This is a genomic window from Sulfitobacter sp. SK012 (assembly GCF_003352085.1).
Taxonomy (GTDB): domain Bacteria; phylum Pseudomonadota; class Alphaproteobacteria; order Rhodobacterales; family Rhodobacteraceae; genus Sulfitobacter.
Genome location: NZ_CP025804.1, coordinates 2,889,885 through 2,904,171 on the forward strand (window position 1 = coordinate 2,889,885; position 14,287 = coordinate 2,904,171).

Below are 14,287 nucleotides of genomic sequence, written 5' to 3' on the forward strand. Positions count from 1 at the left end.
CCAAGCCCCTTGGTGTTTTTATCGCTTTCGTACGCTATACCTTGTGGCGGGGAGCTAGTTCAAGAGCACAGGGAACGCACAGGTCTGCATCAGTCGCGGGTTCCTGCCCATCCTTTGCCATTCAGCCCTCCATGCTCTCAGGCGAAAGCCCACCTGCCAAAAACTTAAAACAAAACAAAACACCGTGCCTCTGTTTGCCACGTCACACCAACCTCGCGGCCCATCTTCGCTAACTTCTCATTGAGCGAGCGGTCATTGGCCCAACGCGACATCGACCTTAACGGGATAACATTTCGATCCCCAAAACCATCAACCAGATAAAACTGACGCAGTTGCGGCTTTTCCTCCAACACCAGATTGCCCGCATGCAGGTCCGGTGCCACGATCCCAAAGCGAAACATATCAACAGCAAAGGTGTTCAGCGGTTCCAGCACATCGGTGATACCGCGCGCCTTTACGATGTCGCGTAGGTTTTCACCCAACGCACCGTCTAGCCCTGTAATTTTCTGCCACAAGGCACCCAAACCTTCGCTCGTGGCAACAAATCCGCGGAATTCTGGGATCGGCAAGGCGTCCGCTTCCCTTGGGTAGCGCAGAACCAAATTCATTTGGAACGAGGCTTCCTTGGTCAGAACCCGGTAGCGTCCCGCAGGGCTTAGGCGGCGTAAGGTTCGCTTGAAGGGGCCATAGACGGTATCTTGCGCTGCGTATTGCGGCACCTTCAACACCGCCTCAGGCAGGACCGAAACATCATATATGGAACGGTGGAACCCTGCCCGCACGGGCTTTTCACGTTCCAGACCAATGGTTTGCTTTGAATATTGACGCGACAAGGTCTACCCCTACAAAAAGGCGGACGCCCAATACTCAATCAAGTGACCCGCGACCTCAAATATGGCATAAGCAGCCGCATTTTAGCCAGCAACTTTCCAGCACATTATTAAACCGGTGGCCCTTTGCGGGTCATCAACAGGACCGCGCTGCCGTCCACCTCGACCTCGCGCAATAGCTTGTATCCAAGCGCCTGTGCCAATCGGAGGGAATTTTCGTTTTCGGGCGTGATCATGCACACGGTTCGGCCCGCAACGATACGGTCAAACCAATCATGTGCCGCCGTCACGGCTTCAAGCCCGAGCCCTTTGCCATGGTTGTCAGGGGCCAACACCCAACCGGCCTCGGGGAACGGGTCGAAATCTTCACCAAGCCCACGCGCCGCGAAAAAGAAGCCCGCCTGCCCCGCCATCTGTTGCTGGCCGTGGATTTGCACCGCCCATTGGCCAAAACCTGAAATCTGCCAATGGCCAGCATTGCGCAAAAACGCATCCCAGCTGCGGCTGCGTGACCTTGGTTTGCCGGTGATATGAGACGCCACCTCCGGCATTGACCAAATTTGAGCGAAACGCCCAAAGTCTTCTGGACGCATCCCGCGCAAGGTTACGCGTGCAGTATTGATGGTTGGGATAGTACGCGACATGGACCGGCTTTCAGGATTGAATTGCTGCTACGCAGCATCCTTGTAGCACAGAGCAAGCAAGGGCAAGCACCCACACGCATGACGCGAACAAAAACGGCGTCTCTCCGCATGGGAAGGACGCCGTTTGAGAGAATTATCGCCGGTCAGGACCGGACGGAGTGCCTTAAGAGGCTTCTTTGATAAACTTTACCGCATCGCCAAAAGTCTGGATGTTTTCGGCGGCGTCATCAGGAATTTCGATGCCGAACTCTTCTTCGAACGCCATCACAAGCTCGACCGTGTCGAGGCTGTCTGCGCCCAGATCATCGATGAACGAAGCGTTCTCGATAACTTTGTCCTCTTCAACACCAAGGTGCTCTACAACGATCTTTTTCACGCGGTCTGCGACGTCGCTCATATCTATGTCCTCATCTCTTCGGGCCATTGCGGCCCCTCTTGATTTCCGCGCAGTACCTCTTGCGAGGCCCGGTTGGATTTTACCCCAAAAGGGGCGGCTCTTTTCTCTGTCTTCACAAAGATGGGGGCGCTTTCCAGCGGTCCCGGTTCGTAATCATCGCTCCCTTTAGCATAACCGCAGGGCAACGCAAACGCTTTGCAGCGCGTCGTTACAACATGGCCATACCGCCGTTTACATGCAAGGTGGTTCCCGTCAGATACCCCGCCTCTGTGCTCGCAAGATATAGCACAGCAGATGCAATTTCACTTGGCTCGCCCATGCGGCCAGCGGGAATTTGCCCCATGATTCCAGCCTTTTGGTCGTCTGTCAGCTTATCTGTCATGGCCGTAGCGATGAACCCGGGGGCCACAGCATTAACTGTAATGCCACGACTTGCAACTTCGTAGGCAAGCGATTTGGACATGCCAATCATCCCCGCTTTGGACGCCGCATAATTCGCCTGACCGGGGTTGCCCGTGGCTCCCACGATGCTAGAGATATTCACGATCCGACCCCAACGCGCCTTCATCATTCCGCGCATCACGCCCTTACACAGCTTAAAGGTCGCAGTCAGGTTGACGTCCATCACCGACTGCCATTCCTCGTCAGACATCCGCATAAAAAGGTTGTCGCGGGTGATGCCAGCATTGTTGACCAGAATATCAACCGACCCCATTGCCTCAGCAGCTTGCTTGGGAAGCGCTTCAACAGCGGCCATATCACTTAGGTTGCAGGGCAAGACATGGCTGCGTTCCCCAAGCTCAGCGGCCAGCGCCTCAAGCGGTTCGGTCCGCGTCCCCGAAAGGCCAACCGCAGCACCTTGGGCGTGCAACATCCGTGCAATACCCGCTCCGATGCCCCCTGAAGCACCCGTAACCAGCGCATTTTTCCCTGTAAGATCAAACATATGTATTCCCTTCTTATAAATCGATGACGTCCGTCACCAACCCAAATTCAATAATCTCATCACGTGACATGATGTAAATCTCGTCTGACGGTGCTGCTTGCAACGTGAACCAATAAAAAGCATCGCTGCCCAGCATGTCAGTGGTGTATTGTGCATTCAACCGGTGCTCTACTGCGTCCCTAGGATAGCTCGACCCTTCCCCAAAACCGTCAGCCCAACTGTGCACACCGATCTCGGCGCCCACAACCATACTGCGCCTCACGCCGGCCAGATACAGATCAACTGCACCAGAATATATGCCACTGTCGCTTTGCAACGCCGTGTCCAATCCCCGGTCGCGGATGGCATACCCCATACGAATCATCGCCTCATCATCAAGCGATCCTTCGACGATTTGGAGAACAATGGTGCGAATCTGAGGGTTCTGTGCCAAAACATCTTCAAACGCCGCGGGAGAGCGAGACGTTATCACACCGCGCACCAACAACCGGTCGCGTACAACCGTAAAATCCAACCCTTGGCGCAGGTTGCCCGCAATGCCACAGCTAGAAAGCAGCGCAATGGTGCCCAGCAATAGCGTTCGGCGCTGCATCATGGATTAAGCGTCTTTCGCCGATACAACATCCGCGGAGCCGCCGATGTTGCGCAGTGTGGCCTCTTTGTGGATGCGCCGGATCATGCCCGACAGCGCTTTGCCCGCGCCTATTTCCCAAAATTCGGTCACGCCCTGGCTAACCATCCACTCAACAGACGTCCGCCAACGGACCTGTCCGGTCACCTGATCGACAAGCAATCCGCGAATTTGCACGCTGTCGCTAACGCCTGTCGCCAAAACATTTGCCACCAACGGAACAGCAGGGTCGTTGAATTCAACCTCACCCAGCGCCCGGGCCATTTCTGTCGCCGCAGGTGCCATCAGCGCGCAATGAAACGGTGCAGATACGGGCAGCAAAAGCGCACGTTTGGCTCCGGCTTCTTTTGCCAGAACAACCGCGCGTTCCACCGCCGCCTTGTGACCCGACACGACGTTTTGCGCCGGATCGTTTTCATTGGCCAGTTCGCAAACTTCGCCTTGAGCGGCGTCCTGCGCTACTTTCTCTGCCTGCTCAAAGCTTAGACCCAAAAGCGCTGCCATCGCCCCTTCGCCGACGGGCACAGCAGCCTGCATTGCGCGGCCCCGGATGCGCAACAGACGCGCGGCATCAGCAATACTGATTGATCCCGCCGCACAGAGCGCGGAATATTCGCCCAAGCTGTGGCCTGCCACATATGCCGCGCGGTCAATGCCAAGCCCTTCGGCCTCAAGCGCGCGCATCGCAGCCATGGATGTGGCCATCAACGCGGGCTGCGCGTTTTGCGTCAACGTCAGCGTCTCGATGTCGCCGTCCCAGATCATCTCACTCAGCTTTTCGCCCAACGCGTCGTCGACCTCGTCGAAAACCGCCTTAGCCGCCGGATAGGCCTCAGCCAAATCGCGGCCCATGCCAATGGTCTGTGCGCCCTGCCCTGGAAATACGAATGCGATGCTCATGGGGATCCCTTTACGTTTTTGTTGCTGCCCGGTGTACCCGCCGTAGGGGCCGCGAACAAGTATGCACGCAGGCTGTGCATCGATTGCGATTGTGAGCAGCAGCCCCCCGGTTATGTTGGCAAACACAGATCAATTCGCGGAGACGCAAGATGCCCCTTTCGAACACCGGTACCCGCTATGGCGGCGTTGCCAAAACCTTTCATTGGCTGACCGCCCTTTTGATTCTTACGCTGATCCCTGTGGCGTTGATCGCCAACCGGTTGCCGTACGAGACGGGCGAACAGCTCACGACCAAAGCGTGGTTGTTTTCGCTCCATAAAACGCTGGGGGTTACGGTATTTTTTGTGGCCCTGCTGCGCATCCTCTGGGCGATCACCCAACCCAAACCCGCACTGCTGAACGCCGATCACAAGATCGAAAGCTGGGCCGCGGAAACGGCGCATTGGTTGCTTTATGGTTCGCTGGTTTTGGCCCCCATGTCTGGCTGGATACACCACGCCGCGACTTCCGGCTTTGCCCCGATTTGGTGGCCCCTGGGACAAGGTCTGCCCTTGGTGCCAAAATCCGGAACTTTGGCCGCGATAACCGCAGGGCTGCATTCCGTCTTTACCAAAGTGATGGTCATCACAATCCTTGCCCATATCGGCGGTGCGCTAAAGCATCACGTCATCGACAAGGACGCGACATTGCGGCGGATGCTGCCGGGCCATCCGGCCCTGCCCTCTCTTGATGCTCCGCATCACAGCACGGCACCCCTGATCAGCGCCTTGGTCATCTGGGCAGCCGCTTTGGGGCTAGGTGGCGCGCTTGGGGTCTACCACGCTCACGGAGCCGCGCCGGTGGCTTTGGTGTTGGAGGATGTCGCGTCTGACTGGACCGTTGAGGACGGCAGCATTGCGATCAAAGTCACGCAGTTTGGAACAGTGGTTGAAGGTAGCTTTGCCGACTGGACCGCCACGATCAGCTTTGATGAAACCACCCAGACAGGCAAAGCTGGCACAGTAGAGGCGACAATATCAATCCCATCTCTGATCCTCGGCTCTGTCACATCGCAAGCGTTAGGCGCCGATTTCTTTGACGCTACGACCTTTCCCACGGCCGTATTTGCCGGCGATATTATGCACGCATCTGACGGGTTTGAGGCCGTTGGCACTCTGACGATCAGGGATAAATCCATTCCGCTGATCCTGCCCTTTGCACTGACGATTACTGAGAGCAACGCAGATATGTTGGGCCGTGTGACGCTTGATCGGCGCGATTTTAGCATCGGCGATAATATGGCGGATGAAAGCTCGCTCGCTTTTGCGGTGAATGTTGTGATCGCACTGACTGCAACGCAGGCGCAGTAGCACCGTCAGATCAGCGCGAGAAACTCTCGCCTGAATTTATCGCGACCACCGTCCACAAATCTTGGCTATGATCCAATCCGCACGCCGTAACCATCGCCGCAGACGCGGGGTTGTCTTGGGCGGCTTGTTCGGTTGCATGGGTCCAGCCGAACCGCGCATGGCTCTCGCGCAGGGCCAGCGCATTCACCACTTTGCCGATACCGCGGCCCTGCATCCTTTCGGACACCGAAACCATGCCCGCAAAGGCATGATGCGCCAATCTGCAGTCGGTGTGATAGCGATCAGCGACCGATGCGGCGGCCATCAACACCCCGCTTGCGTCGCGGATACAGGTGGTTAGCACGGGCACCGCTTCGGAGCGCATATAATACGCGGGATAAGGCGATACCCCGGTGGCTTCATTTAAGGCCTGAACTTGGGCGATTTCTTCGTCTGAAGGACAATCATGGAACGTGAAGCTCCACCCATCTGGCAATTGAATTTTGTCAATTGCGGCTGTGCAAGCCGACAAGACCGGGTCTTGGCCGCCAATAAATACGCGCCAAGCCGGGGTTTTCCATTCCGCACCAAGATGACTGTGCACCAGATCAACTGCCTTTTGCCGGTCCATCACCGCAAAGCCCGCCAGCCTGTCTTCTTGGGCAAACGCGCGCACATTGTCCCATCCGGTTTTGTCAGGGTCGAGAAAATGCAGGATACGCCCCCCATTTACCAAATCCGGGTTGGCAGCGATGGTCGCCTGCCGGGCTTGCAAGCGCCTTTGAAGAGCTACCGCATTCTGCGTCCCGATAAATTCCGTCATATGCCCGCTCCGATGTTGCCTCCAAGGCTGATAACATAAGAAACCCGCCAGAGAATTACTCTGACGGGCATTTTTGAAGCCAAGCTGTCTTAGAAATCCGCTGGACGAATTTATCCGGCTTTCATCGCCTCGATTGAGATTTTCACCTCAACTTCGTCGCTGACGTAAGGCGCAAAGGCACCAAGGTTGTAATCCGAGCGCAGCAACGTCGCCGTCGCATCGAACCCAGCCCACGGCTTGCCTGCCTGCGGATGATCTCCAACCTGGTTCAGTGTCGCATCCAGAACGACCGATTTCGTCACGTCGTTCATCGTCAGATCGCCGGTAATTTTAGCAGTATTTTCACCCGTCACTTCGATCCCGGTTGAGGTAAACGTGATCATGTCACCGTCTTCCGCACCAAAGAAATCGCCGGACATAAAGTGACCTTCGCGATTTTCCCAACCTGTGAACATCGACTTCACAGGCATCGACACGTTCACGGAAGATTTCGAAGGGTCTTCTTGATCAAAGGAAATCTCGCCTTCAAAGCCAGAGAACATGCCGTAGGTGTTCGAATAACCAAGGTGGTTATACGAGAAAACCACTTGGCTGTGGCTTGGGTCAAGGGTGTAGGATTCAGCGGCCATTGCCATGCTTGCAGAAGCGGACATGAGGGCGGCAATAATGAAAGATTTCAAAGGGTAACTCCGGGTGTTGATTAACATACTCGGATAAGTGGCTATGAAGTCGCGAACAGCAATTCTGCAAGGATCAACAGCATGTGCGCATTTTTGAACAGTGCGGATTTTTAGGTAGTAAGCGCAGGTAGCTTCCCAACGTTGCGCAGCGCCGGGATCAGGCTGCTGCGGACATTTGCATGTTGCGCGCACAGCTCCGCAAGGGTTTCGCCTTCGCTACTACGCAACCGAATTTGACCATCGCGCTGTATGGCACGGCCCAGATCACAAAAGCGGATACGTTCAATCAGCGCAGGTTGGCCAAAACGCGGCACGTGCATCATGCGAACCTCGGAAGCATCCACATCAACTTCGGCTGTGGGGATGGCCGGGTTGCGGCTCGCATAAAAGATAATGCCCCCTGCAAGCGCTGCGGTGGCTGACAAGGCCAGCTTAAACAACATGATGTCACTTTCCCAACTCGCGCCAGGTGCCAGCCAAAAGGTAAGCGCCAGAACCACGAGGCCAAGTGCCACGCCACGTTGCAGCCCCCGCACCACTGTCCCCGCATGTTCCCAAAACGGCGCTGTTGGCGCAATCAAAGAGGAATTGCGGGTCTGGTTGGTGGCTGATGTCATTGTGTTGTTCCTTGTTCACACTTATTAATAACTTCCTATTCAATCATGGCGGGAAAGCGGCGCGTCCGCGACGCAACTGAGATATTATCGCATAAGTTGAATTCCCCGACCGCGTTACGCTCCATTTACCTCTCTACAGCCGCCACTTGATGATCGCTGCTTGCCCCGGGCCCAAATCAGTGTATATCGGCGCTTCCTTTTGCACTTACTATGAACCGCGCAGTCTCTCGTGGGGGGGCCGCAAAAGGATCACTGCCCCGCCTTTGAAATGCGCCTTGATATAAACTGGAGTACGCATGCCGCTATATGAGCATGTCATGATTGCGCGTCAGGATTTGTCCAACACGCAAGCCGAAGGCCTTATCGAACATTTTGGCACTGTCCTGTCCGACAACGGCGGGTCACTCGTGGATCACGAGTACTGGGGCGTCAAAACGATGGCCTACAAAATCAACAAAAACCGCAAGGGCCACTATGCCTTTCTGCGCTCGGACGCCCCTGCGACGGCCGTGCAAGAAATGGAACGCCTGATGCGCTTGCATGACGACGTTATGCGTGTGCTGACCATCAAGGTCGATGCACACAAAGAACTGCCGTCGGTTCAAATGCAAAAACGTGACGAGCGCCCTGAGCGCCGTGAACGTCGTTGATTTCAGCTTGAAGAAAAGGACATAAACCATGGCTGCAAAACCATTTTTCCGCCGTCGCAAGGTCTGCCCCTTCTCGGGTGAGAACGCACCGGCGATCGACTATAAGGACACGCGTCTGCTGCAACGCTACATCTCTGAGCGTGGCAAGATCGTGCCATCCCGTATCACAGCGGTTTCCGCGAAAAAGCAACGCGAGTTGGCACGTGCCATCAAACGCGCACGCTTCCTCGCGTTGCTGCCCTACGCCGTCAAGTAAGGAGAAAGCACATGCACGTTATCCTACTTCAACGCGTTGCCAAGCTTGGCCAGATGGGCGAAGTCGTGGACGTAAAGCCTGGCTTTGCGCGCAACTATCTGCTGCCACAAGGCAAAGCGCTGTCGGCCTCAAAAGCCAACATCGAAGCCTTCGCAGGTCGCAAATCGCAACTTGAGGCCCAAAACCTCGAGACCAAAAAAGAAGCCGAACAGATGGCCGCGAAACTTGATGGACAGCAGTTCATCGTGATTCGTTCCGCTTCTGATGCGGGCGCGCTTTATGGTTCCGTCACAACCCGTGACGCATCCGAAGCCGCAACCGCCGAAGGCTTTACCGTAGACCGCAAGCAAGTCGTTTTGCTGTCGCCGATCAAATATCTCGGCGTGCACGACGTTTCTGTGGTGCTGCACCCCGAAGTCGAAGCAACCATTTGTTTGAATGTTGCACGTTCTACCGAAGAGGCAGAACTGCAGGCATCTGGCAAGTCGATCCAAGAACTCGCAGCCGAAGAAGAAGCGGCCGCGGAATTCGAGATTGCAGAACTGTTCGACGATATCGGTGCTGCGGCATCTGAGGACGACGATCTGGCCTCATCTGTATCCTCTGACGCAGGTGACGCAGCCGCGTCTGACGATCAGGACGACACCGCAGGCCGCTAAGCCCGCGACAGTCTAAAAATTGAAACGCCGCGCATATATTGCGCGGCGTTTTTTTTGTCCAAAATCTTGCGTGTATGGTTAAGACCTTGCCCGAACCGTTGCACCTCCCTGCTTGGGTGACTTTGCCGCAAGGTCTCGCGGCCCTTAAAAGCGATTTCCCGCCATCACATGCAGCCGGTTGCCGATTGTCCGCGCGCTATATCGCCTGCTGGCGTATCCCTACGATGAAACAACATCTGGAATGCGCCATGCCCCTGTTTAACCGCCGTTCAATTATCTTGCTTGCCGGTGCCGCACTGACAGGCTGCAATGCATCCCCCAAGCCAGATGTAAAACCGCTCGAGCCGCCGCTTTACCCCAACGAGACGCCAGAGCTGCGTATGCAGATTAACTTCTGGGCAGATCACTATGAACTGCCGCGCTCGTTGGTGCATCGGCTTGCGATCCGCGAAAGCACCCATAACCCAAAGGCACGCAATGGCCCCTACTATGGGCTGTTGCAAATCCTGCCCGCTACGGCACGCAGCATGGGATTTATGGGCAAGCCAAACGATCTGTTGGATGCCGACACCAACCTGGAATTCGCTCTAAAATATCTTTACGGCGCGTGGCTATTGTCTGATGGCGATCAGAGCACGGCGATTAAATGGTATTCGCGTGGATACTATTTCGAAGCCAAACGCCGCGGCATGCTGGTTGAGACAGGGCTACGGAGCGGCTAACATTCAAATTACGTCACCAGCACACACGTGCAATCTGCTGCTTTTTGGCAGACATCGACACACCAAAGGGGATTTCCATGACCATTCGATTGAACCGCCGCCATTTCCTTGCTGGCTCAGCCGGCCTTCTGGCCTTGCACCCGTTTTCTGTCCATGCGGCAGCCAATCAGGCCCATTTGCGCCTGATGGAAACGACCGACTTGCATGTGCATGTGTTCCCCTATGACTACTACGGCGACAAAGATGTCGATACCGTCGGCCTTGCCCGCACCGCCTCCATTGTCAAAGAAATCCGCGCCGAGGCGACCAATGCCCTGATGCTGGACAACGGTGACTTTCTGCAGGGCAATCCGATGGGCGACTACATCGCCTATGAGCGCGGCATGAAAGAAGGCGACATGCATCCCGTGATCCAGGCGATGAACGAAGTCGGCTATGACGCGTCCACGCTCGGCAACCACGAATTCAACTACGGCCTTGATTTCTTGATGAAATCTCTTGCCGGTGCAAAGTTCCCGGTGGTGAATGCCAACGTCGTCAAAGAGATGGGCAGTGATCCGACCAAGGACGTCACACTCGTTAAACCTTACGTCATCATCGAGCGCCAAATCACCGATGGCGCAGGCGAAACGCACCCTATCAAAATTGGTCTCATCGGATTTGTCCCCCCGCAAATCATGGGTTGGGATCGCCGCCATCTTGAAGGCAACGTCCAAACCCGCGACATCCTTGAGGCCGCGCGCGCCTATGTGCCACAGATGAAAGAAGCTGGTGCGGACATCATCATCGCCCTCTCGCACTCTGGTATCGGGTCTGCGGATGAAAGCGACATGATGGAAAATGCCTCCGTCCCCCTGGCCGCGATTGACGGGATCGACGCGATCCTGACGGGCCACAGCCATCTTGTGTTCCCCTCCGCCACCTACAGCGATTATGCCGCCGCGGACCCTAATGCGGGCACCATCCACGGTAAACCTGCGACGATGGGCGGGTTCTGGGGCAGCCACCTGGGGCTGATTGATCTGATGCTGGAACGCGATGGTGGATCATGGCGCATTGCGAGCCATAGCGCCGAGGCGCGCCCGATCTCAAAGCGCAATGAAGACCGCAGTGTCACGGCACTGGTCGAAAGCGACGCCGGCATTCTGGCAGCCGTCCAGCAAGAGCACGACGAAACGCTGAAATATGTCCGCCGCGCGGTCGGCAAAACGGACGCAAACTTGCACAGCTACTTCGCACTGGTCGCGGATGATCCGTCGGTCCAGATCGTGTCGAACGCGCAGGTCTGGTATATTGATCAGATGATGAAGGGCACTGAGTATGAGGGCCTGCCGATCCTCTCTGCGGCGGCCCCGTTCAAGGCCGGCGGTCGTGGTGGTCCTGAGTATTACACCGACGTGCCTAAGGGCGATGTGGCGATCAAGAACGTGAGTGACCTCTATCTTTACCCCAACACGGTTCGCGCGGTGAAAGTGACGGGCGCGCAAGTCAAAGATTGGCTGGAGCGTTCTGCCGGCATCTTTAATCAGGTAACGCCTGGCCAAGCCGATCAACCTCTGCTGAATGACAGCTTTCCAAGCTATAATTTCGACGTGATTGACGGCGTGACCTATCAAATCGACCTCAGCCAACCGTCGAAATTTGACAGCAAGGGCGTGCTGCTTGAGGCTGATGCGAACCGCATTGTGAACCTGAACTTCAACGGACAACCGGTTGATCCGGATGCGGAGTTCATCATTGCCACGAACAATTACCGCGCATCTGGTGGCGGTGGTTTCCCCGGAGCCAAGGGCGATACCATCGTGTTTGAAGGCCCGGATACCAACCGCGATGTGATCGTGCGCTATATCGTTGAGCAAGGCACAATCAGCCCGCGCGCAGATGCCAACTGGGGCTTTGCATCGCTGGATGACACAACCGTTTTATTCTCAACTGGCCCAAAAGCGGCGGATTATCTCGACGAAGTTAAAGGGGTTAATCTGTCTCCAGCGGGTGACGCTGAAGGCGGCTTTGCACAGTTCCGCATCGCCCTCTAAACAAAATGCGGTAGGGTTTCGATCCTGCCGCAAACCTCGCGCAAACGCAAAAGGCCGCCCCAATCCGGAGCGGCCTTTTTCATGTCTTGGCGGTGAGTTTACTCTTCTTCGAGCGCTTCAACAGCCTTTTGCAAATCGGCTTTTGTCACTACTTTGTCGGTCACATCGGACTGATCAAAGATATGGCCAACGACTTTGTCTTCAAAGATCGGCGCACGCATCTGCTGCTGCATCTGCTGGTTTTGCTGAACGAATTCAAAGAACTGACGTTCTTGACCTGGGTACTGACGCGCCTGGCCCATGATCGCTTGAGTCATCTCAGCATCGGTCACTTCGACTTTCGCCTTTTGACCCAGCTCAGCCAACAACAGGCCCAAACGCACGCGGCGCTCGGCAAGCTTCGTGTGCTCTTCTGTTGTTTCGACTTCAGGATGGTCGTGACCCTCAACTTCAGGGTTATCCTCGTGCCACAACTGATGCGCGATCTGGCCTGCTTCGGCCTCCACCAGCGACGGGGGCAATTCAAAATCAGTCAGCTTGTCCAGCTCATCAAGCAGGCCACGCTTCATCACCGCGCGGGCAGCACCAACATATTCGGCTTCCAGACGCTCAGAAATCTGAACTTTCAACGCGGCGAGGTCTTCTGCACCGAATTTGGTGGCCATCTCGTCGTTGATTTCTGCCGCAAAAGGCTCTTTGACACCTTTGATCGTGCAATCAAATGTCGCTTCCTTACCGGCCAGATTGGCGGCTTGGTAATCATCGGGGAAGTTAACAGTTACTGCTTTTTCTTCGCCATCTTTCACGCCAACAAGCTGCTCTTCAAAGCCCGGAATGAAAGAGTTGGAGCCCAGCACCAGCGGATAATCTTCGGCAGAGCCACCTTCAAATGCTTCGCCGTCAACTTTTCCGACGAAATTCATCACAACCTGGTCGCCGTCTTTGGCTTTGGAGCCTTTTTTGCGATCTTTGAAGTCTTGCGCAGATTCGGCAAGGTTCGCCAGTGATTCATCAACATCAGCGTCGTCAGCTTTTACAACCAAACGCTCCAGCTTGACCTTGCTGAAATCCAACTCGGGGATCTCGGGCAGTGCCTCATAGGACATTGTGACCTCGACGTCGTCGCCTTCTTTCCAGTCCTCGTTCGTCATCTTGACGTCGGGCTGCATGGCAGGGCGGTCGCCGGTTTTCTCAAAATGTTCGGACATCGCGCCATCGATGCTTTCCTGCATCGCTTCGCCTGTCACTTTTTGGCCAAACTGCTTTTTGAGCAGTGCCATAGGGACTTTGCCTTTGCGAAAGCCCTTCATTTCGACTTCGGGTTGCGCTTCGATCAATTTCTCATCGACCTTGGCAGCAAGTTCAGCCGCCGTCACAGTGATGGCGTAACCGCGTTTCAGACCTTCGTTCAGCGTCTCGTTGACCTGCATGTTTGCTCCATAGCGTTTGGCCGCACCAAGGGCGCGGGGCGTCAAATTTCCGCCCTTCTATTGGCGCAGCGCCAGCCATGCAAGGGGTCGTTAGGCCTGCGCGAAAATAAGCATGCGCTTGCCAACATCTGCCCCCTTACAAGGCCAGTACGGAAAGGGCCTATTTGGCCCAACAACCGCACCGCTAGTAGGGTTTCGTGAATTCTTAACTCTGCCCCTTTAGGGACAGAGCCATGTCAGAACCGCGGCGTAAGCTCAGTGGCACCCATTGCGGGTGCCCCTACTACATACCCAAGGCTTCTTTGCTATATGGTGTGATCTAAGGTTTAGATGCTTGTTTCGTTGCCTGCCACACATCTAGCCCCTTACAGAGACAGCAATTCCAATACTCAATACAAGTTCGTCTGGTGCGAGATTTTTTGGTGGGTGTACCTTAGACCCGCCCTGCCCGTTCAAGTATTGCCATGAATTCGCTGCTGAATGCGGCCAGAAGCCTATTGTCGGAACTTCCGCTTGTGGGGATATTCACACCAATTAGAGGATACCCCAAAAACGGGCATTTCGTCAGCGACACAAACCTATGAGTTTGGCCGATTCTTCGTTCGCAGTGGATGTTCCTCGCAAGCGTGTTCAGCGTCTCACTTGCTGGACAAAGTGTGAATTCGCCGCAATCGCTCCAATGACCGATTTTGTCAGGACCACAAGAATAGATTCTCCGTGAAAACATTGGCACTCTCT

At 55.5% G+C, this 14,287-nt stretch carries 16 protein-coding genes; 6 read left to right on the forward strand and 10 right to left on the reverse strand.

Translation table 11 applies throughout. The features are described 5' to 3' along the window. Positions 1-164: 164 nt before the first annotated feature. The 6 genes from C1J03_RS14115 to fabD form a co-directional block, all read right to left on the reverse strand. On the reverse strand, positions 165-833 hold the full coding sequence (locus tag C1J03_RS14115) for a YrbL family protein (protein WP_114887181.1): 669 nt from the start codon (positions 831-833) through the stop codon (positions 165-167). A 107-nt stretch (positions 834-940) separates the two neighbouring features. Next, a complete protein-coding gene (locus tag C1J03_RS14120) occupies positions 941-1,474 on the reverse strand; it encodes a GNAT family N-acetyltransferase (protein WP_114887182.1) in 534 nt (177 codons plus the stop codon). Positions 1,475-1,637: 163 nt separating this feature from the next. Continuing rightward, positions 1,638-1,871, reverse strand: a complete 234-nt coding sequence (locus C1J03_RS14125) for an acyl carrier protein (RefSeq protein ID WP_114889012.1) — start codon at positions 1,869-1,871, stop codon at positions 1,638-1,640. A 208-nt stretch (positions 1,872-2,079) separates the two neighbouring features. Then, the gene (gene fabG / locus C1J03_RS14130) at positions 2,080-2,817 is read right to left on the reverse strand and encodes a 3-oxoacyl-ACP reductase FabG (RefSeq protein WP_114887183.1); all 738 of its coding nucleotides are present in this window, start codon (positions 2,815-2,817) and stop codon (positions 2,080-2,082) included. A gap of 13 nt (positions 2,818-2,830) precedes the next feature. Then, positions 2,831-3,412 (reverse strand): alpha/beta hydrolase, encoded by a 582-nt coding sequence (locus C1J03_RS14135; protein WP_114887184.1) that lies wholly within the window; start codon positions 3,410-3,412, stop codon positions 2,831-2,833. A gap of 3 nt (positions 3,413-3,415) precedes the next feature. Continuing rightward, positions 3,416-4,348: an ACP S-malonyltransferase gene (gene fabD / locus C1J03_RS14140; RefSeq protein ID WP_114889013.1), complete on the reverse strand. Its 933-nt coding sequence runs from the start codon at positions 4,346-4,348 to the stop codon at positions 3,416-3,418. 149 nt (positions 4,349-4,497) lie between these two features. On the opposite strand from fabD, the gene C1J03_RS14145 reads away from it, so the two are divergent. Next, complete coding sequence (locus C1J03_RS14145; protein WP_114887185.1) at positions 4,498-5,697, forward strand: cytochrome b/b6 domain-containing protein; 1,200 nt, start codon at positions 4,498-4,500, stop codon at positions 5,695-5,697. Positions 5,698-5,707: 10 nt separating this feature from the next. On the opposite strand, the gene C1J03_RS14150 is transcribed toward C1J03_RS14145, so the two are convergent. The 3 genes from C1J03_RS14150 to C1J03_RS14160 form a co-directional block, all read right to left on the reverse strand. Continuing rightward, positions 5,708-6,499 carry a hypothetical protein gene (locus C1J03_RS14150; protein WP_114887186.1) on the reverse strand — a complete coding sequence of 264 codons (792 nt, stop codon included), beginning with the start codon at positions 6,497-6,499 and terminating at the stop codon, positions 5,708-5,710. Between the two features lie 110 nt (positions 6,500-6,609). Next, entirely contained in the window at positions 6,610-7,152 is a 543-nt protein-coding gene (locus tag C1J03_RS14155) for a YceI family protein (protein WP_441351141.1), read from the reverse strand. Between the two features lie 137 nt (positions 7,153-7,289). Continuing rightward, positions 7,290-7,796, reverse strand: coding sequence for a hypothetical protein (locus C1J03_RS14160; protein ID WP_114887188.1), 507 nt, complete (start codon positions 7,794-7,796; stop codon positions 7,290-7,292). A gap of 296 nt (positions 7,797-8,092) precedes the next feature. On the opposite strand from C1J03_RS14160, the gene rpsF reads away from it, so the two are divergent. The 5 genes from rpsF (at position 8,093) to C1J03_RS14185 (ending at position 12,119) form a co-directional block, all read left to right on the forward strand. Beyond that, the gene (rpsF, locus tag C1J03_RS14165) at positions 8,093-8,446 is read left to right on the forward strand and encodes a 30S ribosomal protein S6 (protein ID WP_114887189.1); all 354 of its coding nucleotides are present in this window, start codon (positions 8,093-8,095) and stop codon (positions 8,444-8,446) included. A 28-nt stretch (positions 8,447-8,474) separates the two neighbouring features. Further along, positions 8,475-8,702, forward strand: coding sequence for a 30S ribosomal protein S18 (rpsR, locus tag C1J03_RS14170; protein WP_028957713.1), 228 nt, complete (start codon positions 8,475-8,477; stop codon positions 8,700-8,702). Positions 8,703-8,713: 11 nt separating this feature from the next. Next, on the forward strand, positions 8,714-9,361 hold the full coding sequence (rplI, locus tag C1J03_RS14175) for a 50S ribosomal protein L9 (RefSeq protein WP_114887190.1): 648 nt from the start codon (positions 8,714-8,716) through the stop codon (positions 9,359-9,361). Between the two features lie 248 nt (positions 9,362-9,609). Further along, positions 9,610-10,083, forward strand: coding sequence for a transglycosylase SLT domain-containing protein (locus C1J03_RS14180; RefSeq protein WP_114889014.1), 474 nt, complete (start codon positions 9,610-9,612; stop codon positions 10,081-10,083). Between the two features lie 77 nt (positions 10,084-10,160). After that, entirely contained in the window at positions 10,161-12,119 is a 1,959-nt protein-coding gene (locus C1J03_RS14185) for a bifunctional 2',3'-cyclic-nucleotide 2'-phosphodiesterase/3'-nucleotidase (RefSeq protein ID WP_114887191.1), read from the forward strand. Between the two features lie 98 nt (positions 12,120-12,217). Here the strand turns inward: C1J03_RS14185 and tig are convergent, their stop codons facing one another. Then, positions 12,218-13,549, reverse strand: coding sequence for a trigger factor (gene tig / locus C1J03_RS14190; RefSeq protein ID WP_114889015.1), 1,332 nt, complete (start codon positions 13,547-13,549; stop codon positions 12,218-12,220). Positions 13,550-14,287: the final 738 nt, after the last annotated feature.

Excerpts from the sequence above, each read along its gene's own strand:
- C1J03_RS14180 (WP_114889014.1), top strand. The coding sequence starts at position 9,610 with ATGCCCCTGTTTAACCGCCGTTCAATTATCTTGCTTGCCGGTGCCGCA.
- C1J03_RS14145 (WP_114887185.1), top strand. The coding sequence starts at position 4,498 with ATGCCCCTTTCGAACACCGGTACCCGCTATGGCGGCGTTGCCAAAACC.
- C1J03_RS14125 (WP_114889012.1), bottom strand. The coding sequence starts at position 1,871 with ATGAGCGACGTCGCAGACCGCGTGAAAAAGATCGTTGTAGAGCACCTT.
- C1J03_RS14150 (WP_114887186.1), bottom strand. The coding sequence starts at position 6,499 with ATGACGGAATTTATCGGGACGCAGAATGCGGTAGCTCTTCAAAGGCGC.
- rpsR (WP_028957713.1), top strand. The coding sequence starts at position 8,475 with ATGGCTGCAAAACCATTTTTCCGCCGTCGCAAGGTCTGCCCCTTCTCG.
- C1J03_RS14135 (WP_114887184.1), bottom strand. The coding sequence starts at position 3,412 with ATGATGCAGCGCCGAACGCTATTGCTGGGCACCATTGCGCTGCTTTCT.
- tig (WP_114889015.1), bottom strand. The coding sequence starts at position 13,549 with ATGCAGGTCAACGAGACGCTGAACGAAGGTCTGAAACGCGGTTACGCC.
- rplI (WP_114887190.1), top strand. The coding sequence starts at position 8,714 with ATGCACGTTATCCTACTTCAACGCGTTGCCAAGCTTGGCCAGATGGGC.
- rpsF (WP_114887189.1), top strand. The coding sequence starts at position 8,093 with ATGCCGCTATATGAGCATGTCATGATTGCGCGTCAGGATTTGTCCAAC.
- C1J03_RS14120 (WP_114887182.1), bottom strand. The coding sequence starts at position 1,474 with ATGTCGCGTACTATCCCAACCATCAATACTGCACGCGTAACCTTGCGC.
- C1J03_RS14160 (WP_114887188.1), bottom strand. The coding sequence starts at position 7,796 with ATGACATCAGCCACCAACCAGACCCGCAATTCCTCTTTGATTGCGCCA.
- fabG (WP_114887183.1), bottom strand. The coding sequence starts at position 2,817 with ATGTTTGATCTTACAGGGAAAAATGCGCTGGTTACGGGTGCTTCAGGG.
- C1J03_RS14155 (WP_441351141.1), bottom strand. The coding sequence starts at position 7,152 with ATGTCCGCTTCTGCAAGCATGGCAATGGCCGCTGAATCCTACACCCTT.
- fabD (WP_114889013.1), bottom strand. The coding sequence starts at position 4,348 with ATGAGCATCGCATTCGTATTTCCAGGGCAGGGCGCACAGACCATTGGC.
- C1J03_RS14185 (WP_114887191.1), top strand. The coding sequence starts at position 10,161 with ATGACCATTCGATTGAACCGCCGCCATTTCCTTGCTGGCTCAGCCGGC.